Raw genomic sequence first — 20,917 nt, forward strand, 5'->3', positions numbered from 1 at the left:
CTTCCGAGGCTGGACCCTGAGGCCGGGCGCGCCGATATGACGTGCGAATACGCTTCGCCCATCTGGATTTAGGAGGACTTCCGTGGACTACAATCTCGAAGGCAAGCTTGCGTTTGTGACCGGATCGACCAAGGGCATCGGCAAGGCGACCGCAGAGCTGCTTCTAAGGGAAGGCGCGCGGGTCATCCTTCATGGCCGCTCGCGCGAAACCGCGGAGCATGCAAAGAAGGATTTGCCAACGGCGCACGCGGTTTACGGCGACTTAGCGGACAAGGCGGACGTCGCCCGGATCATCGATGAGGTGAAGTCCATCGGCGACGTGCAAATCCTCGTGAACAACGCCGGGATTTTCCAACCGAAGCCGTTTCAGGACATCCCGGACGAGGACTGGGCCCGCTTCTTCGAGGTCAACGTCATGTCGGGCGTGCGCTTCTCCCGCGCGTTCCTGCCGCCGATGTTGCTGCTGAACTGGGGGCGGATCATCTTCATCTCGTCCGAGTCCGCGCTCAATATTCCGGTGGAGATGATCCATTATGGCATGACGAAAACGGCGCAGCTCGCGATTTCGCGCGGTCTGGCGGAGCTTACGAAAGGCACGCAGGTCACGGTGAATGCGGTACTGCCCGGCCCGACCTCGTCGGAGGGCGTGATGGACTTCGTGAAGGATCTGGCGAAATCCGAGGGCAAGGACGAGAAGGCCGTGGAAGCCGATTTCTTCAAGACCGCGCGGCCGACCTCGCTCTTGCAGCGCTTCGAAGACCCGCTTGAGATCGCGCAAACGGTCGTGTTCCTCGCGAGCCCGCTTTCGAGCGCGATCAACGGTGCGGCGCTGCGCGCGGATGGCGGCGTGTTCAAGTCGATTTTCTAATCGACTGACCCGAGTGGCGTCTCTAAAAGCCCCAGCGCAGGCATCGCGCCCGCCTGCGACCGAAGCAGATATGCTGCGTACAAACGTCGATCCGCCCGCGTCCGCAGCTGCAATTGTTGCAGCCGTCGAACCATTCGACGCACAGTTTCGGGCACTGGCCGCCGAAAGCGGAAAACCGCGCGAGCCATGGCCCGCGACTGCCGCCTTCGCCGAGCGATGCGGCTTCCGCTAAAAACGAAGGCGCCGTCACGATCATCAGCGCGGCTGTTGCCGCAAGCCACGCTCGCATGTTCAGTCCCCCTCGTTGCGGTTGCTATCGCGTTGTTGCATTGACGCATCAGGCCTCAGAAAAACGTGAGCCCCGCCCACGCTCTCTTCCTTTTTAGTCATTTCATGCATAAAACTGTTTCATATTAAGAAAAAGTAGCCGAGCGTTTTTATGTGTATCGATGAGTTGAACGGCGAGCGCGTCATAGACAGGTCGGGCGATATCGATCAGCGGCCGCCCGACGAAATTGGCCTGTCATCCTCCAGCGTTGTCCCGTATCGGCGTGCAGCGCTGGCGAGTGTCGCCGCTATTGATGTGCAGCGCGAGGCCGTGCCTTTGCGAGAGGCCGGCGGTCAGGCTTCATCTGCCGCCGCCGCGACGGCCGAGCGCCTTCAGGCTGAAATCGACGCAGCCTATGCGAAGGCCGCCGACCGCCTATCCGCTCTCTCCGATTCGATCGCGGCGCATGAGAAAAAATGCGTCGCCCCGAGCCTTGATGCCGAGATGCGCGAGGCCCGTCTCGCACGGCAGACCATGCTCATCGAAAACGGGCCGGAACTCGCCGAGCGCGTGCGCGAGGAGAAGAGCCGTCTTGCCGATCTCGACGCGTTCAAGGCGAAACACCGCATCACGCGCGAGCCGCATTATGCCGCGTCGCCGGTGCTGGGCCTCGGCGTGCTTTGCGCGCTCATCCTCACCGAAGCTGTGGTCAACGGCGTGCTGTTTGCCGGGACGAGCGAGCAGGGGGTTTTCGGCGGCTGGCTCGAAGCGCTGGTTCTCGCGATTGCCAATGCGGGCGCGGCGTTCCTCATCGGCTATTTCGCGCTGCCGCAGCTCAACCGACGATCCTTCGTTGCGAAGGCTGGCGCGGGCGTCTTCGTGCTCGCGGGCGTTGCTGCGATTTTCGCGATCAACCTGTTCGGCGCACATTACCGCGACTATCGCGAACGCGCCTTCGCCGATTCCATGACGCGCGTGGAAGCGAGCCGCCCGCCTCCAAAGGCAGCGGCCCCGCTTGGCACGGCAAAGCAAACGCTCGTCGCGTTGCCCGCCAAACCCATAACCGAGACGAAGGAGGCGGCGCTCCACCCGGCCGGATCGAAGAGCGCGGAAGCGGACGCACTTCGCCGGCTCGTCGAAAACCCGTTCCGGATCGAAGGCTTTTCCAGCGTCTTTCTTCTTGTGATCGGTCTGTGCGCCGCCCTGATCGCCGCCGCCGATGGCTACAAGTTCGACGATCCCATCCCCGGCTACGGCCGACGGCATCGAAGCTATCGGCAGGCGCGGGCGGCTACGGCGGCGATGTTGCGCCGGGCGATGCATCGGGCTGGTGGAGGGGCGACCGCCGCCTTTCAGGCGCTCGACCGCAAGCTCGACCGGCACGCGGCGGCGCTTGCGGATTTGTCCTCGCGTCACGACGCGTGGGCCGCGGAACGCCGTCGCCTTCAGGCCGATCTCGATCGTGCGGCCCGACGCGCCGAAGCCGAGATCGAAAGCCTCGAACGCGTTTCAAGGCGAACGGCACGAGGCGGATTCATGTATGCGCTGACTTCGAAACCGCTTCCGTCGCTCGAAGTGGAACGCGGCAAATTCCTGGAAACACAGGAGAAGAAATTGAAGGCGTCACAAAAAGCCGTTCAGAAGGAGAAGGACGAGAGCTTCCGCTTTCTCGACGCCGCCGCCGATGGATTTGAGACCATCCTCGCCGAAGCGGTCCGCACGAGCTTCGAAGGCGCTCGGCAGTCGACGCAAGTCGCAAACGCAGGAGCGGCCGCATGCTGAGATCGGTGCTCGGAGTTCTTCTCATCGCGTGTACGGCGGCGCTCGCGGGTGGCGGCTTCTACGCCGCCGCAAGCCTCAAGGCGGACCTGATCGATCCGGCCACGCTCTGCCCCCGCAACGGCGCCACGAGCGCTACCCTCGTCCTTATTGACCGCACCGACCCGCTGACGCCGGTCGAGCAGTCCTTCGCAAAAGACTTGATCGCCGCGCAGCGCGATGCGGCCGCGCGCGGCGAGCGGATCGCCGTCAAGGTGCTGCGGGAGCGCGAACGCGGACTCGGCGTGGCGCTTGAAACGCTGGTCGATCTCTGCAATCCGGGCGCTGGCGCGGAGGTGAACCCGTTCTTCGAGAACCCGAAGCGGATCGCGGTCCGCTATGAGAGCGCCTTCCTTCAGCCGGTGGAGGATGCGCTGGCGGCCCTCGAGAATGAGGGCACGGCTACTGCATCGCCCATTGCGGAGGCGCTGGCGCTTGGTGTGCAAAGCCTCGATGTTCAGCCAGAGGGGCTTCTCAAGGTAATTCTGATCTCGGACATGATGGAGCATGGACCCGGCGCTTCGGCCTATAATGGGACGCTCACCTCGGCCGCGCTGACCGAGCGTCTGCTGCCGGAGGTGCGGCCCGCGCTCAGCGCCGCGCGAACGAAAGTTGTGCTGCTCCCGCGCCCGCGCTTCGCGAAGCAGCAGGCGTCGGCGTTGAAGGTGTGGCGGCGGTTGTTTCTGGAACTCTCAGGCCGCGACCCGGATCTGATGCAGCCTTTCGACTCGGGCGCGTGATGCTCCGGAGCACCGTGCTCGGGCGGATCCGTTTTCGTCCACATTGCTGCACGCGCACCAGCAACTATTTGATTCTGTTGCAGTTTTGGATTTTACGCCTGATAACGGTGTTACGAGTATGAATCATGCAAAATCCGCCGCACCAGAGACCTCACAAAAGCGGCTCGCGGAACGCGCGCATCTGGCGTCGCACGTCCGCCGCCGCCTCCGCCACATTGATGGCGTCACGAAAAGCGGTCGCCTCCGGCAGCCCCGCGCTGTACCAGCGGAGATGCTTGCGCGCGATGGGTACGCCCGTGCGCTCGCCGTAATAGTCGAGCATCGCCTCGAAATGCTCCGCCATCGTGTCCAGCCGGACGCGCAACGAAGGTTCGTCGGAGACCGTTTCGCCGCGAAGGGCCTCCGCGACCTGCGCGATGATCCAAGGGCGTCCGTAAGCGCCGCGCCCGATCATCACGCCATCGGCTCCGGACGCCGCCAGCGCGCGAGCCGCATCGGCGGGCGTGACGATGTCGCCGTTGACGATGACGGGGATGGAAACCGCTTCCTTGACGCGCCGCACGAAGCCCCAGTCGGCTTCGCCGCCGTAGAACTGACATCGCGTGCGGCCATGCACAGTGACCATGACGATGCCGCAGTCTTCGGCGATCCGGGCGAGGCGCGGCGCGTTGAGCTGGTCCGGGCTCCATCCCATGCGCATCTTGAGCGTGACCGGCACCTTCACCGCCTTCGCGACCGCCTCGAAGATCTTCGCCGCGTGCACCTCGTCGCGCATCAGCGCCGAGCCGACCAAATCCTTGACCACCTTTTTCACAGGGCAGCCGAAATTGAGGTCGATGATATCAGCGCCGCGATCCTCGGCGAGACGGGCGGCGTCGGCCATGATCGCGGGATCGCGGCCCGCCAGCTGCACCGCCATGAGGCCGCCGTCGGTCTCCCGCTCCGACATCCTGAGCGTCTTCCTGTGTTGATGCACGACTGCCTTGCTGGCGAGCATTTCCGTGACGACGAGATCCGCCCCGAACTTGCGGACGATGCGCCGGAACGGCCTGTCGGTGACGCCCGACATCGGCGCGAGAATGACGGGGTTTTCCAGCGTCAACGCGCCAAGCCGGACAGGCCGAACACGCGCCGTACCATCTTTGAAATGCGCCGCTTCATCGAGCATGGGCTACGGGTCTGATCCTACAGCATATTTCGTGGTGCGCGCTCCATCGGAAGCGGAGCGGCGACCAGATGGCCACCGCTTTAATACTATATGCACGCCGCTCGAAGTGACGCCACTTCTCGGCGCACACTTGGCATGAGACAGGTGATGTTTATCTTTATGGCGTTCAGTGCTCGTTTCCCGGATCAGCCAGCGGCTTCCCAATTTTCAAATTACATCCTTGACTTCGAGTGCGCTCGAACTCGTAGCTTCTTCTGCGTCGTGAAGAGGATAGGGGCTATGAAGATCGGTGAACTGGCTAGGCGGTCGGGACTATCAGCCCATACAATCCGTTACTATGAGCGGATTGGGCTGCTCCCCTATGCCGACAGGGACCGATCAAGCCAGCGTAACTACGACGCGTCCATGCTGATCTGGATCGAATTTCTCGGTCGCCTGAAAACGGCCGGGATGCCGATACGGGACATGCTGCGTTATGCAGCCCTGCGGGAGCGCGGCGCCGGCACGGAAGCTGAACGTTGTGAAATTCTGGTACAACATCGCGAACGCATACGAGCCCATGTGGCTGACCTTCAAGCCTGCCTCCTCGTTCTCGACACCAAGATTGCCGGTTACGGCGACCAGAAACAGAGGACGAAGGAACTATGACGAGGCATTACCACAGCGCCAGCGGAAAATACCTGGAAAGCACACCACGCATGCTCTTTGAAAGAGCTGACATCGATTTGCGTAACAGCAGCCCCACCTCTAACGGCGAAGTCCAGCAGGCGCGAGCCTGCGGAGAGGAGGTGCAATGAGCACTTCCCGCCGAACGTTTCTTGCTCACGCCTTGGCTCTTCCAGGCGTCTCAATGGCCTCTTTGTCGCAAACGGAGTTGGCGAAAGCCGATGGTGTCGATCATTCACCGGATCTGAACGAGAGCCGGTTGGAGCGCGGCAGGCGCGTACTCGCCGAGGTTGATGGTGAGGCGGGACAGAAGGTTGTGTCGGCACTGGCCAACATAGCTCCCGATTTCGCCACCTATCTGTTCGAGTTTCCTTTCGGCGACATCTATTCGCGGCCGGGTCTCGACCTCCGTTCCCGGGAGATCGCGACGATCGCTGCGCTCGCCGCCATGGGCAATGCGAGTCCTCAGCTTAAGGTCCATATTCAGGCCGGGCTCAACGTCGGTCTCACCAGAACGGAAATTACCGAGATTCTGATGCAGATGGCCGTCTACGCTGGCTTCCCGGCGGCGCTTAACGGTCTTTTCGCCGCCAAGGAAGTCTTTGCAAAGCAGGTCGTCCCGGCTGTAACGCCGCGATGAAAATCCATCAGATTGAAACGGAAAGAAAAAGACTTCTGAAAAGCTTCGGGACCCATAGGGAGTATAGAGTGATACGTTAACCCAGCAGTCGCTAAGCGACTGCTGGGGTTTTGATGCCTGCTTACCCCCGCGCAAACCGCGCGAACTTCGCCTTCGGCGTGTCGAGCGCGGCGGCGCCAAGGCGGCGCAGCTTGTCTTCCTCATACGCCTGGAAGTTGCCCTCGAACCATTCGACATGGCCGTCGCCCTCGAAGGCGAGGATGTGCGTCGCGAGCCGGTCGAGGAAGAAGCGATCATGGCTGATGACCACGGCGCAGCCGGGGAAATCCTCAAGCGCGGCTTCGAGGCTCGACAGCGTCTCCACGTCGAGGTCGTTCGTCGGTTCGTCGAGCAGCAGCAGGTTGCCGCCCTCCTTCAGCATCTTGGCGAGGTGCACGCGGTTGCGTTCGCCGCCCGAAAGCAGCCCCACCTTCTTCTGCTGGTCCGGGCCCTTGAAGTTGAACCAGCCGCAATAAGCGCGGGAGTTCACTTCCTTCGTGCCGAGCTTGATCTGGTCGAGGCCGCCTGAGATTTCTTCCCACACGCTCTTCTTCGGATCGAGCGCATCGCGGCTCTGGTCGACATAGCCGAGCTTCACCGTCTCGCCGACGCGGAACGAGCCCTCGTCCGGCTTCTCATTGCCGATGATCATCTTGAACAGCGTCGTCTTGCCCGCGCCGTTCGGGCCGATCACGCCGACGATGCCGCCGGGCGGCAGCTTGAATTCGAGGCCTTCTATGAGCGTGCGGCCGTTGAAGCCCTTCTTGAGACCTTCCGCTTCGAGCACGACGCCGCCGAGGCGCGGACCGGTCGGGATCTGGATCTGCGCCTTGCCGATCTGATCGCGGCCCGCTTCCTCCGCCAGCTTCTCATAGGCGGTGATACGCGCCTTGCTCTTGGCCTGCCGCGCCTTCGGGCTCGCCCTGATCCATTCGAGTTCACGCGCCATGGTGCGCTGCTTGGCCTCGTCCTCGCGCGATTCCTGTGCCGCGCGCTTCGCCTTCTGTTCGAGCCAGCTCGAATAATTGCCCTTGTACGGCACGCCCTGACCGCGATCGAGTTCGAGCGTCCATGTGGTGATCGAATCGAGGAAGTAGCGGTCGTGGGTGACGAGGATTACGCAGCCCGGATAGTCTTCGAGGAAGTGCTGGAGCCAGTCCACCGACTCGGCGTCGAGGTGGTTCGTCGGCTCGTCGAGCAGCAGGATGTCGGGCTTCGATAGCAGAAGCTTCGTCAGCGCGACGCGGCGCTTCTCGCCGCCCGAGAGGCTCTCGACGCCGGCATGCGGCGGCGGGCAGTTCAGCGCGGCGAGCGCCTGCTCCACCTGCGCGTCGAGATCCCAGAGATTGTGCCCGTCGATGACATCCTGAAGCGTCGCCATCTCGTCGGCGGTCTCGTCGGAATAGTTCATCGCAAGCTCGTTGTAGCGGTCGAGCATCGCCTTCTTGTCGGCCACGCCGTCCATCGCGTTGCCGAGCACGTCCTTCGACGCATCGAGCTGCGGCTCCTGCGGCAGATAGCCGACGCGCACGCCTTCCGCCGCCCACGCCTCGCCCTGATGCTCCGTCTCGACGCCCGCCATGATCTTGAGCAGTGTCGACTTACCGGAGCCGTTCACGCCGACCACGCCGATCTTCGCATCGGGCAGGAAGGACAGCGAGATGTTGTTCAGCACCTGCTTTCCGCCGGGATAGGTCTTGGAAAGCTTCTGCATCACGTAAACGTACTGCGGCGCGGCCATGGGCTTCTCTTCTTGTGTGCGTCGATGAATGGGGATTCTTGCCCCTTATGTAGCGTGGTTGCGTGCGGTTGTCAGCCAGAAGCGCCCTTTGGCAGAGATCGTCGTTCGGCGGAACACCCGGCGGCGCCATTCCTTCCCCTGTAAAAGGAGTGGCAACCATGACAGACCCATCAGCACCGGGTGGACCCGCAGGCGCGGGGCTCCCCGGCGGCATCCCGCCAGACCGTCAGCCGGGCATCCCGACCGGCCCCGGCCCGGATGCTATCCCCGGCGCGCCGCCGGAAGGCGGCTTCGGCAAGCCAGGCAGGGGCGGCGTGTGGCCCGAACCGCAGCCGGAAGGCCAGCCGCGCCCGCCGTCCGAAGGCCCGGACAGCGACATCGCGCCGGACGGCGACCGCATCCGCGACGACATCGAGAAGGGCACGCGTTAGCGCCTCGCGGGTTAGTATCTTGAGCGGCCAACCGCGAGGAGGAAACCATGAGCAAAGCGAAGACCGGCATCGGCTCCTACAAGGCGGAGAACGACAACGCCATTTCGCCCGACGATCCGGATGCGAAGGTGGGCCAGAAGGCGTGGGACAAGCGAGACCGCGAGAAGCCGGACGAGGAGAAGATCGAGCGCGACCTTGAGAAGTACAGCGAAGAGATGGCCGAGGACGCGCCCGGAACCGGTACGCCGGAAGACAATCCGTAGGCGAGGTTGCGAGCTGGCGCCGGGAGCAAGGCGAAACAAAAAAAGGAGCCTTCGCGGCTCCTTTTCTCTTTCATCGTGCAACACTCATATGTTGCCTCGTCCTCTCAGCAAGTAGCCGATCAGCGAAACGACGAGAAGCACGAGAAAGATGTAGAATATGATCTGCGCAATACCGGCTGACGCGCTGGCGATACCGCCAAAGCCAAAGACACCGGCAACAATCGCGATCACAAGGAAGGTCAAGGCCCAGCCTAGCATGGTTTTCTCCCTGTGAAATGCTTTCTCATATACCTCAACACAGGTGCGCCTCGCACGTTCCAGAAGATCACCGGCGAGCAAAGAATTTCGTCGGCGATGGCGAAAAGCGGTCGGCACGGCCCGCAGCGACCTCGCGCAGCCATAACGTGCAGGCTATCGCCGCCGCGTCGGCCTCGACGATCCAGAAGCCGTTGGCCTCACCCCGCATGCGCGCGGAAAGCGCCGTCGGCGCACCAAGAGCGACGAGCCGCCTGTCGCTCACCTGGACTTCGATGGCGAAGCTTCGATGCGTATGCCCCGACATGAGCAGCTCGACGCCGCATCGCGCGAACGCCCGCAGCGCATCGCCTGCACGTCGCACCGGCCGCGCTCGCGGTTCGTCCGGCACGCGCAGAAATGGGTGATGCGCCGCGACGGCCTTGAACACGCCCGGCGGCATCGCGGCAAACTCCGCTTCGGTCGCCGCGATGTCGCGCCGTCGCGCCGCGCGGTCCTGCCAGCGAAGATGCGGCTGCCAGGACCGCGCCGTGTTGAACCCCAGAACCGCCCCGCCGCCGCCCTCGAACACCGGCATCAGATGCGGCGTGCCGGTCGCCTGGTGAAAGCGGTGGAACGGGTCCGCGAAGCGCTGGAGCAGATTGAAATAGGGCAGGTCGTGGTTGCCCGGAAGCACGAGCGCGGGCGTGCGAAGCGCGGCGAGCCAGGTCTTCGCCGCCTCGAATTCGCGCCGCCGCGCGCGCAGTGTCAGGTCGCCCGCAACCACGATGACGTCGGGGCGTTCCGCTTCCATCGCCTCGCGTAGCGCGTCTTCGAGGCCCATCGGCACGCTGCCGAAATGGAGGTCCGCGCAAAGGGCAATCTTCATCGCGCGTCTTTCGGAACCGGCACGAGCACGTTAAGCGCCGCGGGCCGAACGCGATATTTGAGCGGCGTTCGCATCCGCACCACCTCACCGTCGTTCGACAGGCGCAGCGTCTTTCTGCGCCGCGTCATGATCGTGACCTCCGAGGCGCTGAGCTGTTCGAGCCTGTCGTCGCCCCGCCAGAGCCCGAGCGCGGCGCGGGCGAGCACCCACATCAGGCCCAGCCCGCTATGCGGCTTCGCGATGTAGACGCCGAGTTTACCATCGGAGAGCGCCTTGCGCGAGAATATGAGGCTCGGGCGCTCATCGTAGAGATTGTTCGAAACCGCCAGCGAGAACACGCGCACGCGCTTGCGTTGCGTCTCCGTGCCATTGATGGCAATGTCGAGATGGCCGCGCGAGGCGATCACGGTTTTCAGAAGGGCGAAATAGCCGCGAAGCCGCTCGCCGAGGGGTTGGCCGCGCAGGGCTTGACGCTCGGCGCTGATTTTTGGCGGTAAGCCCAGCAGCGAGTTGCAGAGGAATGCCTCGCCGTTCACCTCGGCGACGTCGATCTTGCGGAACTCGCCCGAGGCCAACGCGTTAAGCGCCGCGTCCGGGTCCAGCGGGATGCCGAGATCGCGCGCGAGGCGGTTCACGGTGCCGAGCGGCAGGATGGCCAGCGCGATGTCGGTGTCGAGCACACGGCGTGCCGCGCTGGTGACGGTGCCGTCGCCTCCGCCCGCGAGCAGCACGTCAGGTTTGGCCGCAACCGCGCGGTCGAGCGCGACGTCCATCGTGCCCGGCTCGACGAGGTTTACGGCGATCGCGTGGCCCGCCGCCTCGAAAGCCGCTCGCGTCTTGTCGGCCAGGCTTTCGCCCGATACCCCAAGCGCTTGCCCGGCACGGCTGTTGATTACGGCATGCACGCGCATCCCCGTCTCCCCGCGCTTCTAGCCACAGCTCCCCCAACACCGCAACCGGCTTGCGGTTCGGCGAAACGATTTTGCGGGGAGAGCGCTTAAAATTACTTGCTCTCAGTAAAGGACGCTATATCCTAAGTGTCCTTGACCGCTTGATAGAGGTCATCTGCGCGGGGCGACAAAAAATGCGCCGCGGCGGTAATAATTAGAGTAATTACGAAGGTTTGGCAGCAGGAAATGAAACGTTTTGTCGTCGATCCCGGAAAAGCGATCGGAGACGTTCTATCTTCCTCCGGGGCATATTCCACTTGGCCAGTTTCGGCTTATGGCGGGCAGGGCCTGCCTCCTTGCGACGAGGTGGTTATCGTCGCCACAGGAGTGGACGAGACGACGCGCCAGAACGTTCTTTTGCCGCTCATCGAGACCGGTGCCCAGAAGGCGAAGCGCCTTGTTCTCTTGTCGTCGCTCGACGTGTATCCGACGCGAGGCCTTCCGCTGGACGAGCGCTATGTCGATCCTTGTGCGCCTCGTACGGCATTGGGATGGCTGGAAAGCGCCGTGGCGGAACGGTCGCGGCGCGGCGTCGTGCTCCGGCTGCCTGATGTCTTCGGCCCTTCGATCACCGACGGCGCGGCAGGAGCGCTGCTCGACCGCGAGGCTTCCGGGCTGAACCGCGTCGCCATCCATCAGTGGTATCCCGTTCGCCGCCTCCGCCGCGACATCGCGAGGGCTTTGCGTCTCGATGTACGCGTCGTGAACCTCGCCACCGAGCCTTTGCCGATGGCCGACGTTCTTATGCAATTCTTCCCGGGGCAAATGGGTCAGGTCAGATCGCCCGCGCCTTACAGCCGCATTCGCACGCGCTACGCAGCGGCTTTCGGCGGGGCGGGCGACTACATCATGACGGCGAGCGACGTGTTGGCCGAGATGCGGGCGTGCGTCCTGGCTCATCGGCGCGAGAAGGCTGCGGCGGCTCCGTCACGGCGCGTTGAAGGTGGTGGGGAAGGTGCGTCTGCGTCGCTGGCGTGAGCGACGCGCACGCGGACACATGTTATTCCGCTGGCTTCGCAAGAGCCTTTAGCAGAGCGGCGGCGAGATCGGCTTGCCCGAAGGGCTTGATGAGAAGAGGACGACCGGCGAAACGGTCATCGAGCGCGTTTCCGCAATAGCCGCTTGCGAAAATGAAAGGGATGTTGCGCCGTTCGAGTTCCTCCGCAACAGGCGTCACCGTTTCGCCCGCGACGTTGATGTCGAGAACCGCCACGTCGAATTCGACCTGGTCGATTTTCTGCAGGCCGACGCCGACCCTGTGCGCGGAAGCCGCCACGACGCAGCCCAGCTCTTCGAGGAAATCCTCCATGAGCATGGCCACGAGCACCTCGTCTTCCACAAAAAATACGCGCACGCCTTCGAGCGGGTTCTCCGCTTCCGAATTTTCGCAGGAGGCCGGTTCAGTCGGGAGGGAAGCCCGCATGTCTTGAAGCCCGTGGGTTTTGATTGAGCTGAGACACTACCGTACTTTGACGAAAGCCGTCCATCGGCTTTTCCCTCAAAGTAAACGGGCCGCGGGCGCAACAAAACCGGCGCTCGGATCGAAAGCGCGGCGTCCGTGTTGATCGGGAGCGTTGCGCCTCCCGGGAGAGAAACGATGAAGCTTTTCGAGTGCCAGCATTGCGGGCAATTGGTCTATTTCGAGAATACCGCGTGCGAGCGATGTGGCTATGCTCTAGGCTTTCTTCCCGATGTGGCGCAGATGACGGCCCTGAGACCGAATGGCGACGGCACCTTCACGCCGCTCGCCGAAAAGTCCCGCACCGTCTCATATTGCGCGAATTTTGAACATGGCACGTGTAACTGGCTCGTCGACAAGCCCGGCGAGCTATGCCGCGCATGCGTTCTGAACCGCACCATTCCTGACCTGCCCGAGAATTTGCGGCGCTGGCAGCGTATCGAGGTCGCGAAGCATCGCCTCGTCTACAGCCTGTTGAGGCTGGGCCTCCCGGTCGAAGGCAAGACCGAAGCGCCCGAAACCGGCATTGCTTTCGACTTTCTCGCGCCCCCGCCGGGTGAGGACGGGCAGGGCAAGATCCTGACGGGCCACGACAATGGCGAAATCACGCTGAACGTCATCGAGGCGGAAGACGCGGTCCGCGAGAAGATCCGCGAGAATATGCACGAGCCGTACCGCACGCTGCTCGGCCATTTCCGCCACGAGATCGCGCATTATTATTTCGAGCGGCTCGTGAAGGGGCGGCCGGGCTATGCTCAGTTCCTCGCCACTTTCGGCGACGAGACGGCGGATTACGGCGAGGCGCTGAAGAAGCACTACGAGAACGGTGCGCCTCCTGACTGGCGGGACAATCACATCACGGCTTACGCGAGCGCGCATCCGCATGAGGACTGGGCCGAGACTTTCGCGCATTATCTGCACATGATTGACACGCTGGAGACGGCCTACGCGTTCGGCCTCCATGTGCGGCCGCGCGCGGGTCAGGACGACAACCTTGCCGCGAGCGTCAGTTTCGACCCATACACGCGCAAGGATTTCGAGACGATCATCGACGCGTGGCTTCCGGTGACTTTCGCGGTGAACAGCATCAACCGCAGCATGGGCATCGACGATCTCTACCCCTTTGTGATCTCGCCCGCCGTAATCGAGAAACTTCGTGTCGTTCACGAGATCGTCCGCTCGAAGGGCGCGAAGGCTGCTTCGGCAAAAGAGGCCGCCGAGCGACCGAGCTTTGCCCGAAGCGTCGCGAGTCGCTCCGCCTGAGCTTCGTCAGATCTCGATGAACGTGCCGAGTTCGACCACATCTTCCGGCGGAATACAGAAGAAATTCGTCGCGGTGGTCGCGTTCTTTGTAAGGATGATGAAGATCTGCTCGCGCACCGTCGACATTTCGGGCGAGGTCGACGGCACAGGGATCGCTCGGCCCACGAAATAGGAGACGTCAGCGGCGGGATCGAAGAACAGCTCCGCGCGCCGCTCCGCCGCCACCCGTCTCAGCGCGCGCGGCACGTTCGGCGATTCCGCGAAGCCAAACCGCAGGATCACGCGGATAAATCCGTGCTGAAGTTGTTCGGCGTAGGCACGCCTTTCCTTCGGCACGCGCGGGATGCGTTCGGTGATTACCGTCAACAAAACGACGGTATCGTGCAGGCATTTGTTGTGCCGCACGTTCAGATGCAGCGAAGGCGGAATCCTGTCAGGCCGGCTCGTAAGATAAACGGCGATGCCCGGCACCCTGCAAAGATCGGTCCCTCTGACCTCCTCCCAGAACGCCTCGAACGGCGGGTTTTCGCGTGCGATGCGCTCGTTCAGCAAGACGCGGCCGCGTCGCCACGTGACCATCGCCGTGAAGATCCCCGCGCCGACGAGCACCGGCAGGAAGCCGCCCTCGAAAAACTTGATGAGGTTCGCACCGAAGAAAGCGAGGTCGACGATGAGGAAGGATGAAATGATAAGCGACGTCTTGAGGACGCTCCATCCCCACACATGGCGCGCCACGACGCCGACAAGCAGTGTCGATACGACCATCGTCGTCGCGACGGCAAGGCCGTATGCGCCAGCTAGTGCGCTCGACGATTCGAAATACAGGACAAGCCCCAGCACCGCCGCCGCCATGAGCCAGTTTGCCTGCGGAATGTAGATCTGGCTCGCCTCGGTTTTCGAGGTGAAGCGGATTTCCATGCGTGGCATGAAGCCGAGCGAGACAGCTTGTTGCGTGATGGTGAAAGCGCCGGTGATGACTGCCTGGCTCGCGATGATGGTCGCTGCGGTCGCGAGCGCCACGGCCGGATAGAGGAGCCAGTCGGCGAACAGATAGAAGAACGGGTTCGTCCGTGCGTCCGGGTTTTCGAGCACGAGCGCGCCTTGACCGAAATAGTTGAGCATCAGCGCGGGCAGCACGAACGAAAACCAGTCGATCCGGATCACCTTGCCTTCGAAATGGCCCTCGTCGGCGTAAAGCGCCTCGGCGCCCGTGAGCGCAAGGAATACCGAGCCCAGCACGTGAAAGCCGATCCAGCCGTGCGTCGCGATCAGGTCGAGGCCGTAAACGGGATTGACCGCGGCGAGGATGTCGGGTCGAGCGATGATATGGGGTATGCCCGCCAGCGCGAGCACGGCAAACCAGACGATCATGACCGGGCCGAAGATCCGCCCGATGGAAGCGGTGCCGCGATATTGCAGCATGAAAAGCGCGGCGAGGATGCCAGCCGCAATGGGTACGATGAACGGCTTGAACACGGGCGTGGCGACTTCCAGCCCCTCCACGGCGGAGAGAACCGAAATCGCGGGCGTGATGATGCAGTCGCCGTAGAACAGCGCGACGCCGACGAGCCCGACGAGGACCGCGATTTCGCGCGAGCGCTCGGACTTCAGCGCATCGAGGGCAAGTGCCGTCAGCGCCATGACGCCGCCTTCGCCGTCGTTCGTGGCGCGCATGATGACGAGCACATACTTGATCGATACGACGATGATCAGCGCCCAGAACACGAGCGACACGCAGCCGAAAGCTATGGGACGGAGCGCATCCACATCCCCGGCGGAAGCGAGCGCCTCCTTGTAGGCGTAGAGCGGGCTCGTGCCGATGTCGCCGAACACGATGCCGAGCGCGCCGATGAGCGCGGCGTTCCGGAGCGGTTGCGCCTCGGCTTTCGTCAGTGCTTCCGTCGCCATGCTATGCCCGATGCCCTCGTCGCCGCCGTTCAACCGTCAGGATCGCAAACACGTCTTCCTATGAAATGATCCGTGTTCGCCTGAGATCCAGCTTTATGACAACGAAGTTACGGCTTTGATAGAGGCAACGTCGCACATGCGAAAAAGGCTTTTCCGTCGCCTTCCGCGCTGGACATCTTCAGACAAGATTCGCTCAAGCCACACCGTCTAGCCTGCGCCCGGTCATCAAGAAGGGGGCTCCCGTGGTCTTAGCGCGCCGGTTTCTTATCGCGAAGATCTTGTTTCCGCTCGCGATCGCTATCCTGGTCTGTCTTCCGGCCATCGCCGAGCCCGCCGCCGAGGGGTCTCAGCCTTGCGCCGAAGCGTCCGACATCGCGGTGCTGAATTCGCCGATCGCTCCATGGAAAGGCGCGCCGCTGCGAGTCGTCCTCGCGTCGGAGAAGCCCCTCGATGGCGAATTGTCGCTCATCGCGCCCGATGGTGCAGTCGCCGTGAAAACGGCCGAGAGGCGCGGCGGGCCGCCCTATTTCTGGATACTGGAGGTGACGTCTCCCGCCGCGGGGCCGTGGAAGGCGAAACTCGCCTCCGATGGCGCTTGCGAAGCGGTTACGCGCGAGATCGTCGTGCGCGACCGCCAGCCTGCCGCTCCCCAAGCCGGGAATGCCGGCGTATGGCCGCTTCGCGCCACGTGGAACCGCGCCACGGAGAACCTCTATTCAGCCTGGATCGAGAAGCTTTTCGACGCCCCCGTTGAAGCTGCGCCGTCCTGGCCCGTTCTGCATGAGGTTCTTCGCGACCGCTCCCGCAATCTCCTGTTCAACCATCTTGGGCTGCGCGAGGACGAGAAGAACATCGTGATGCGCCCCGATTGCGCCGACCTGCCATATTTCCTGCGCGCCTATTTTGCCTTCAAGATGGGGCTGCCCTTCGGCTTCTCGAAGTGCTCGCGCGGAGCGGGCGGCGAAGGGCCTCGCTGCTTCGAATGGACGAACAGCCAGATGTTCGAGCCCGCGCGGCCGCCACGCCCGGAGAGCGCGTCGCCCCTGCCAATTCTTTTCCGCCAGCCCGCGCCGCCGCGCACCGTGCCGCAAAGGCTTGGCCTCGCGGCGTCATTCGGACGCTATCTCTCCGCCGTCGCCGATGGGGTGCATTCGGGCTCCGCGCGAACATCTGCAAACGACAACAACACCGACTATTATCCGGTAGCGCTCAGCGAGCGGACGCTTCGGCCGGGAACCATCTACGCCGATCCTTACGGGCATGTGCTCATGCTCGTGAAGCGCGTGCCGCAGTCCGGCGACGGGGCGGGCGTGTTTCTCGCCGTCGACGGACAGCCGGATGGGACGGTTGCGCGCAAGCGCTTCTGGCGCGGCAACTTCCTGTTCGCGCAGGATCCCGCGCTCGGAAGCCCCGGCTTCAAGCATTTCCGGCCCATCGTGCGGGATGGGAGTGCCTTGAAGCGACTTTCGAACGAGGAGATTTCGAAGAGCGCGGACTACGGCGATTTCTCTCTCGATCAGGCGCGGCTTGGCGTCGAAGACTTTTACGACCGGATGGAAGACGTGATGTCGCCCGACCCGCTGGACCCGTCGCGCGCTCTGCTGGAGGTGATCGCCGCGCTCGAAGAGCAGGTCAAGGCGCGTGTGACGTCGGTTGAAAACGGCCGCAAGTATCAGACTACCAATCGCGGTGTTGCCGACATGCCGGATGGCCCTTCGATCTTCGAGACCGTGGGTGCGTGGGAGGATTTCGCGACGCCTTCGCGCGATCTGCGTCTTCTGATCGCGATCGATGTCGCGCGCGGCTTCCCGGATCGCGTTGCGCGGCGGCCCGAACGCTATGCCATGCCGAAGGACAAGAGCGCCGCGGATGTAAAGGCCGACCTTGAGACCACGCTCGCGTCGGAGCTTTCGACCCGGACATTCTCCTATACGCGAAGCGATGGGTCCACGTGGACGCTCGCGCTCCGCGACGTGCTGGAGCGGTCCGTCGCGCTCGAAATGGCATATAATGTGAACGACTGTGTTGAACTGCGTTGGGGCGCGCCGGAAGGAACCGACGAGGCCTCCACCTGCAAACGCCGCGCGCCCGCCGCCCAACGAACCAAGATGCAGGACTATCGCGCGTGGTTCCATGAGCGGCGGCGTCCCGCGCGGGCTTGAGCTTCGCAAAGGGACGCTTCCGCAGCTATTCGGAGCCGGGCTATCGCCGCAAAGGCCGCGAAAGCCGCGCCTGTAGTCTGGCGCCTCCATCGCAATCACGCGGCGTGCTTTCGGCGTGGACGCCTGGGCCCCCGCGACCATCAAGCCGCAGATGCCCGGGGACATGTTTCGTCGCCACCGTGGCGCTCCCGACGGCCTCGCGCCCATGCGTGCCTTGTCTGCGTCTGTCCGGCAAGCCTGAGACGAGCGCCAGTCAAGCTCCAGCCTAGCCTCCGCAGTCTCCATCGACTAGGGGGTGCGTTGCGTTCGCGCGGCTCCCAAAACCACGCTTGATTTCGCAAGAAAAATGCGCGATTGCTTGAGGCAAGCTGCATAAGCCACTAATCTTCTGCGACATAGTCTCGAAAAATCCTTGATCTAAATCAAAACACTGTTATGCAGTAGGAGTAAGGTTTGCTTGACACATCCATTGTCAAGCTAGACTGACATAAGCGGCATCCAGCGCGCGCACCGCTTGCGGCTGCGCCCGGTTGCCATGTAACAAGAAGGCGCGCTTTATGGCGCATGCGAATGCGGGCCTTATTGGTCCCAATGCCATAATCCGGGTCGCCGAAACGCTCCGCGAGCGGTTGGGCGACGATGCGGCTCACGATATTTTCGCTCGCGCGAAGCTTGAGGCGCGCCTCTCGGTGCCGCCCGAGAGCATGGTCCCGGAAACCGAGGTTGGCGCGCTTCAAACCGCGCTGTTCGAGGGCCTCGCCGGAGAAGACGCCAAAAGAATTTCCTTCGAGGCGGGGCTTCGCACGGGCGACTATCTCCTCGCGCGCCGCATTCCGAAATTCGCGCAGTTCGTGCTGAAGCGCCTTCCGCCACGCATGGCCGCGCGCACGCTGCTTTCCGCAATCGGCAAGCACGCTTGGACTTTCGCCGGAAGCGGAACCTTCGAAGCGAAGGCTGATTATCCGGTGCTTGTTTCGATCGCGAATTGTCCGCTGTGCCGTGGCCGCCACGCCGATGAGCCGCAGTGCGATTTTTACGCTGGCACGTTCCAGCGCCTGTTCGAAACGCTCGTCAGCCGCAACACCACCGTGCGCGAGATCGAATGCGAAGCGGCGGGCGGCAGCGCCTGCATTTTCGAAATTGAATGGCCGAAAAACGCGGCCCAAAAAGCAGAACACGCCCCCGCAGCCCACCGTCAACGGGAATTAACATGATGATTCCAGGTATCGCGAAATACTTCCATGCACGGGTACCCCGCTACACGAGCTATCCGACTGCGCCGCATTTCACTGGCGAAGTGGACTCGAAGCGCTACGGCGCGTGGCTCTCGCGGCTCGATCCCGAAACGGAGCTTTCGCTTTATCTTCACATCCCGTTCTGCCGTCGCATGTGCTGGTATTGCGGTTGCAACATGCGCGTCATCGCGCGTTATTCGCCCGTGACTGAATACGTCGAGACGCTTATCAAGGAAATCGACCTCGCCTGCGAAAAGCTCCCCAAGGGAAGCATGAAAGTGCGTCACATACATTGGGGTGGCGGAACGCCGACGGCGCTGAACGGCGAAGACATGGTGCGTATCCATGAGGCGGTGGCGAGCCGATTCGACATTCTGCCGAACGCTGAAATAGCCGTCGAGATCGATCCGCGCACCTTCACGCAGGACAACGCGGACGCGCTCGGCAAGATCGGTTGCACCCGCGCGAGCCTCGGTATTCAGGAATTCGACATCACGGTTCAGGAGGCGATCAATCGCGTTCAGCCGATGGAGGTGATCGAAGACACGATCCGCATGCTGCACGAGCAGAACGTGAAGGGTCTCAACTTCGACCTCATGTATGGCCTGCCGCATCAGACCGCCGAGATGCTCACCCGCACCGTGGAGCAGGCCGCGACGCTCAAGCCGGATCGGATCGCGTTGTTCGGCTATGCGCATGTGCCGTGGATGGCGAAGAACCAGCGCATGATCCCCGAAGACGCGCTGCCGACGGCGCTTATGCGCTTCGAGCAGGCGACGGCGGCGGGCGACGCGCTGCAAGCCGCCGGTTATGTGCGCATCGGCCTCGACCACTTTGCCAGGCCCGAGGACAGCATGGCGATCGCGCTGCGCGAAGGCCATCTGCACCGCAATTTCCAAGGCTACACCGACGACCTCGCGGGGGCCATCGTGGCCTTTGGGGCGAGTGCCATCTCGGAAACCCCCGAAGGCTTCATGCAGAATATCGTCGAGACGGGCGCCTATTCGCGCGAGGTCAACTCGGGCGAGCTTCCAGTGGCCAAGGGCGTCACGTTCCGCGGCGAAGACAAGCTGCGCTCTGCGATCATCGAGCGCCTGATGTGCGATATGGAAGTCGACCTCGATGAGATGCGCCGCCTTCATGCGCCGAACCGCGACGACTTCTACGATGAGCTTGCGCAGCTTCGCGCGCTTCAGGACGAAGGCTTGTGCGAACTCGACGGCAGCAAAGTGCGCGTGCCGGATGCGGCGCGGCCAGCGCTTCGCGTCGTCTGCTCCGTTTTTGACGACTACCTCCAGCACAACCAGGGGCAGCGGCACGCCGCAGCGGTCTGACGAACGCAAATCGCGAGATTACGAACGAAGCGCATCTGCTTCGTTCGCGCTTCGGCGCGGGCTGGCGGAGCGCAGGCTGAACGGTGCAAGCCATTAGCGTGGCGGGATGGCGCCCGCATGGATGTAGACTCAAAAGCTGTGGCCGACCTTGACCGGCGCGGCGTCCTTCGGGGCATTCGTTGCCGCTTCCTCGTGCCACTGCTCGTAAGCCGGGAGGTCCATTTCCGCCTCGGCCCAGGACACTGCGTGCGACATCCACATGCGTTGGCTCGGGCGCGCGCCGGGATCGTCGTCTAGCGTCGCAACGCGCAACGTCATGTAGGGCTTGTCGGGGTATTCAGCGACGACCTGCGATCCGCAGATCGAGCAAAAGCGGCGGAATTTGCCCGGCGAGGATTCGAAGCAGGTGAGTTTGTCCTGCCCCGCGATCCAGTGAAAATGCTCGCGCGCGACCTTGGCCGATACGTTGAACGCCGAGGCGTGCGCCTTTCGGCAAGTTCGGCAGTGGCAGACGCGGATCGGTGCGTCGAGATGTTCGACCTCATAGCGCACGCTGCCGCAGAGACAACTTCCCTTGATGCTCATCGCTACCGTCCTTGAGGCTCTCCCGCCGCTTGCTTGAACGCACAGGCGGTCTCCCGACCCTGACACGTTCCTCACGCGATCATAACGCCCAAACGCTCCTGTTGTTTTCCAGCAAAGTTCGCGGCGGGGGCCAAGGTTCCACCGTCGCCACACGATTATTGCGGCGAGCGACATATTTCAGGCCGTCCCATGCGCTTCCGAGCGCCGGGGGGCCGCCGCTAGAGCGGTGAACTTTACATTCCATTCGCTTGTAGCA

Annotated in this window: 21 protein-coding genes; 12 read left to right on the top strand and 9 right to left on the bottom strand. The window is 63.0% G+C overall.

Annotated features, from left to right (window positions below; translation table 11 throughout):
* Nucleotides 1-82 precede the first annotated feature (82 nt).
* Nucleotides 83-868, top strand: coding sequence for an SDR family NAD(P)-dependent oxidoreductase (locus tag T281_RS00675; protein WP_037232622.1), 786 nt, complete (start codon nucleotides 83-85; stop codon nucleotides 866-868).
* A gap of 22 nt (nucleotides 869-890) precedes the next feature.
* Here T281_RS00675 and T281_RS00680 read toward each other — a convergent pair whose 3' ends face one another.
* Nucleotides 891-1,157 (bottom strand): hypothetical protein, encoded by a 267-nt coding sequence (locus T281_RS00680; RefSeq protein ID WP_155954959.1) that lies wholly within the window; start codon nucleotides 1,155-1,157, stop codon nucleotides 891-893.
* Nucleotides 1,158-1,307: 150 nt separating this feature from the next.
* On the opposite strand from T281_RS00680, the gene T281_RS00685 reads away from it, so the two are divergent.
* Both T281_RS00685 and T281_RS00690 read left to right on the top strand, forming a co-directional pair.
* Nucleotides 1,308-2,918, top strand: a complete 1,611-nt coding sequence (locus T281_RS00685; RefSeq protein WP_037232627.1) for a hypothetical protein — start codon at nucleotides 1,308-1,310, stop codon at nucleotides 2,916-2,918.
* Nucleotides 2,912-3,694: a hypothetical protein gene (locus tag T281_RS00690; protein WP_037232629.1), complete on the top strand. Its 783-nt coding sequence runs from the start codon at nucleotides 2,912-2,914 to the stop codon at nucleotides 3,692-3,694. The genes T281_RS00685 and T281_RS00690 overlap by 7 nt, the downstream gene beginning before the upstream one ends.
* 151 nt (nucleotides 3,695-3,845) lie before the next feature.
* On the opposite strand, the gene dusB is transcribed toward T281_RS00690, so the two are convergent.
* Nucleotides 3,846-4,862 carry a tRNA dihydrouridine synthase DusB gene (dusB, locus tag T281_RS00695; RefSeq protein ID WP_037232632.1) on the bottom strand — a complete coding sequence of 339 codons (1,017 nt, stop codon included), beginning with the start codon at nucleotides 4,860-4,862 and terminating at the stop codon, nucleotides 3,846-3,848.
* 279 nt (nucleotides 4,863-5,141) lie between these two features.
* On the opposite strand from dusB, the gene T281_RS00700 reads away from it, so the two are divergent.
* Together T281_RS00700 and T281_RS00705 are read left to right on the top strand one after the other, a co-directional pair.
* On the top strand, nucleotides 5,142-5,510 hold the full coding sequence (locus tag T281_RS00700; RefSeq protein WP_052036884.1) for a MerR family transcriptional regulator: 369 nt from the start codon (nucleotides 5,142-5,144) through the stop codon (nucleotides 5,508-5,510).
* A gap of 202 nt (nucleotides 5,511-5,712) precedes the next feature.
* A complete protein-coding gene (locus T281_RS00705; RefSeq protein WP_081796508.1) occupies nucleotides 5,713-6,168 on the top strand; it encodes a carboxymuconolactone decarboxylase family protein in 456 nt (151 codons plus the stop codon).
* 121 nt (nucleotides 6,169-6,289) lie between these two features.
* Here the strand turns inward: T281_RS00705 and ettA are convergent, their stop codons facing one another.
* Entirely contained in the window at nucleotides 6,290-7,948 is a 1,659-nt protein-coding gene (gene ettA / locus T281_RS00710; RefSeq protein WP_037232636.1) for an energy-dependent translational throttle protein EttA, read from the bottom strand.
* A 158-nt stretch (nucleotides 7,949-8,106) separates the two neighbouring features.
* On the opposite strand from ettA, the gene T281_RS17265 reads away from it, so the two are divergent.
* Both T281_RS17265 and T281_RS00720 read left to right on the top strand, forming a co-directional pair.
* On the top strand, nucleotides 8,107-8,379 hold the full coding sequence (locus T281_RS17265) for a hypothetical protein (RefSeq protein ID WP_052036873.1): 273 nt from the start codon (nucleotides 8,107-8,109) through the stop codon (nucleotides 8,377-8,379).
* 47 nt (nucleotides 8,380-8,426) lie between these two features.
* Nucleotides 8,427-8,642: a hypothetical protein gene (locus T281_RS00720; RefSeq protein ID WP_037232642.1), complete on the top strand. Its 216-nt coding sequence runs from the start codon at nucleotides 8,427-8,429 to the stop codon at nucleotides 8,640-8,642.
* An 84-nt stretch (nucleotides 8,643-8,726) separates the two neighbouring features.
* On the opposite strand, the gene T281_RS00725 is transcribed toward T281_RS00720, so the two are convergent.
* From T281_RS00725 to T281_RS00735, 3 genes are all read right to left on the bottom strand, one after another.
* A complete protein-coding gene (locus tag T281_RS00725; RefSeq protein ID WP_013418400.1) occupies nucleotides 8,727-8,900 on the bottom strand; it encodes a DUF1328 domain-containing protein in 174 nt (57 codons plus the stop codon).
* Between the two features lie 67 nt (nucleotides 8,901-8,967).
* Nucleotides 8,968-9,765, bottom strand: coding sequence for a metallophosphoesterase family protein (locus T281_RS00730; protein WP_052036875.1), 798 nt, complete (start codon nucleotides 9,763-9,765; stop codon nucleotides 8,968-8,970).
* Nucleotides 9,762-10,676 carry a diacylglycerol/lipid kinase family protein gene (locus T281_RS00735; RefSeq protein ID WP_037232645.1) on the bottom strand — a complete coding sequence of 305 codons (915 nt, stop codon included), beginning with the start codon at nucleotides 10,674-10,676 and terminating at the stop codon, nucleotides 9,762-9,764. The genes T281_RS00730 and T281_RS00735 overlap by 4 nt, the downstream gene beginning before the upstream one ends.
* Nucleotides 10,677-10,901: 225 nt before the next feature.
* On the opposite strand from T281_RS00735, the gene T281_RS00740 reads away from it, so the two are divergent.
* The gene (locus T281_RS00740) at nucleotides 10,902-11,693 is read left to right on the top strand and encodes an NAD-dependent epimerase/dehydratase family protein (RefSeq protein ID WP_155954961.1); all 792 of its coding nucleotides are present in this window, start codon (nucleotides 10,902-10,904) and stop codon (nucleotides 11,691-11,693) included.
* 22 nt (nucleotides 11,694-11,715) lie between these two features.
* Here the strand turns inward: T281_RS00740 and T281_RS00745 are convergent, their stop codons facing one another.
* Entirely contained in the window at nucleotides 11,716-12,138 is a 423-nt protein-coding gene (locus T281_RS00745; RefSeq protein WP_052036876.1) for a response regulator, read from the bottom strand.
* 174 nt (nucleotides 12,139-12,312) lie between these two features.
* On the opposite strand from T281_RS00745, the gene T281_RS00750 reads away from it, so the two are divergent.
* Complete coding sequence (locus T281_RS00750; protein ID WP_037232647.1) at nucleotides 12,313-13,437, top strand: zinc-binding metallopeptidase family protein; 1,125 nt, start codon at nucleotides 12,313-12,315, stop codon at nucleotides 13,435-13,437.
* A 6-nt stretch (nucleotides 13,438-13,443) separates the two neighbouring features.
* On the opposite strand, the gene T281_RS00755 is transcribed toward T281_RS00750, so the two are convergent.
* Nucleotides 13,444-15,345: a potassium transporter Kup gene (locus tag T281_RS00755; RefSeq protein ID WP_037232687.1), complete on the bottom strand. Its 1,902-nt coding sequence runs from the start codon at nucleotides 15,343-15,345 to the stop codon at nucleotides 13,444-13,446.
* 242 nt (nucleotides 15,346-15,587) lie between these two features.
* On the opposite strand from T281_RS00755, the gene T281_RS00760 reads away from it, so the two are divergent.
* From T281_RS00760 to hemN, 3 genes are all read left to right on the top strand, one after another.
* Nucleotides 15,588-17,507, top strand: a complete 1,920-nt coding sequence (locus T281_RS00760) for a hypothetical protein (RefSeq protein WP_052036877.1) — start codon at nucleotides 15,588-15,590, stop codon at nucleotides 17,505-17,507.
* 557 nt (nucleotides 17,508-18,064) lie between these two features.
* Nucleotides 18,065-18,721 carry a bacteriochlorophyll 4-vinyl reductase gene (bchJ, locus tag T281_RS00765; protein ID WP_037232693.1) on the top strand — a complete coding sequence of 219 codons (657 nt, stop codon included), beginning with the start codon at nucleotides 18,065-18,067 and terminating at the stop codon, nucleotides 18,719-18,721.
* On the top strand, nucleotides 18,718-20,076 hold the full coding sequence (gene hemN / locus T281_RS00770) for an oxygen-independent coproporphyrinogen III oxidase (protein WP_245269118.1): 1,359 nt from the start codon (nucleotides 18,718-18,720) through the stop codon (nucleotides 20,074-20,076). The genes bchJ and hemN overlap by 4 nt, the downstream gene beginning before the upstream one ends.
* 129 nt (nucleotides 20,077-20,205) lie before the next feature.
* Here hemN and T281_RS00775 read toward each other — a convergent pair whose 3' ends face one another.
* On the bottom strand, nucleotides 20,206-20,661 hold the full coding sequence (locus tag T281_RS00775; protein WP_052036878.1) for a GFA family protein: 456 nt from the start codon (nucleotides 20,659-20,661) through the stop codon (nucleotides 20,206-20,208).
* Nucleotides 20,662-20,917: the final 256 nt, after the last annotated feature.

The organism is Rhodomicrobium udaipurense JA643 (assembly GCF_000636015.1).
Taxonomy (GTDB): domain Bacteria; phylum Pseudomonadota; class Alphaproteobacteria; order Rhizobiales; family Rhodomicrobiaceae; genus Rhodomicrobium; species Rhodomicrobium udaipurense.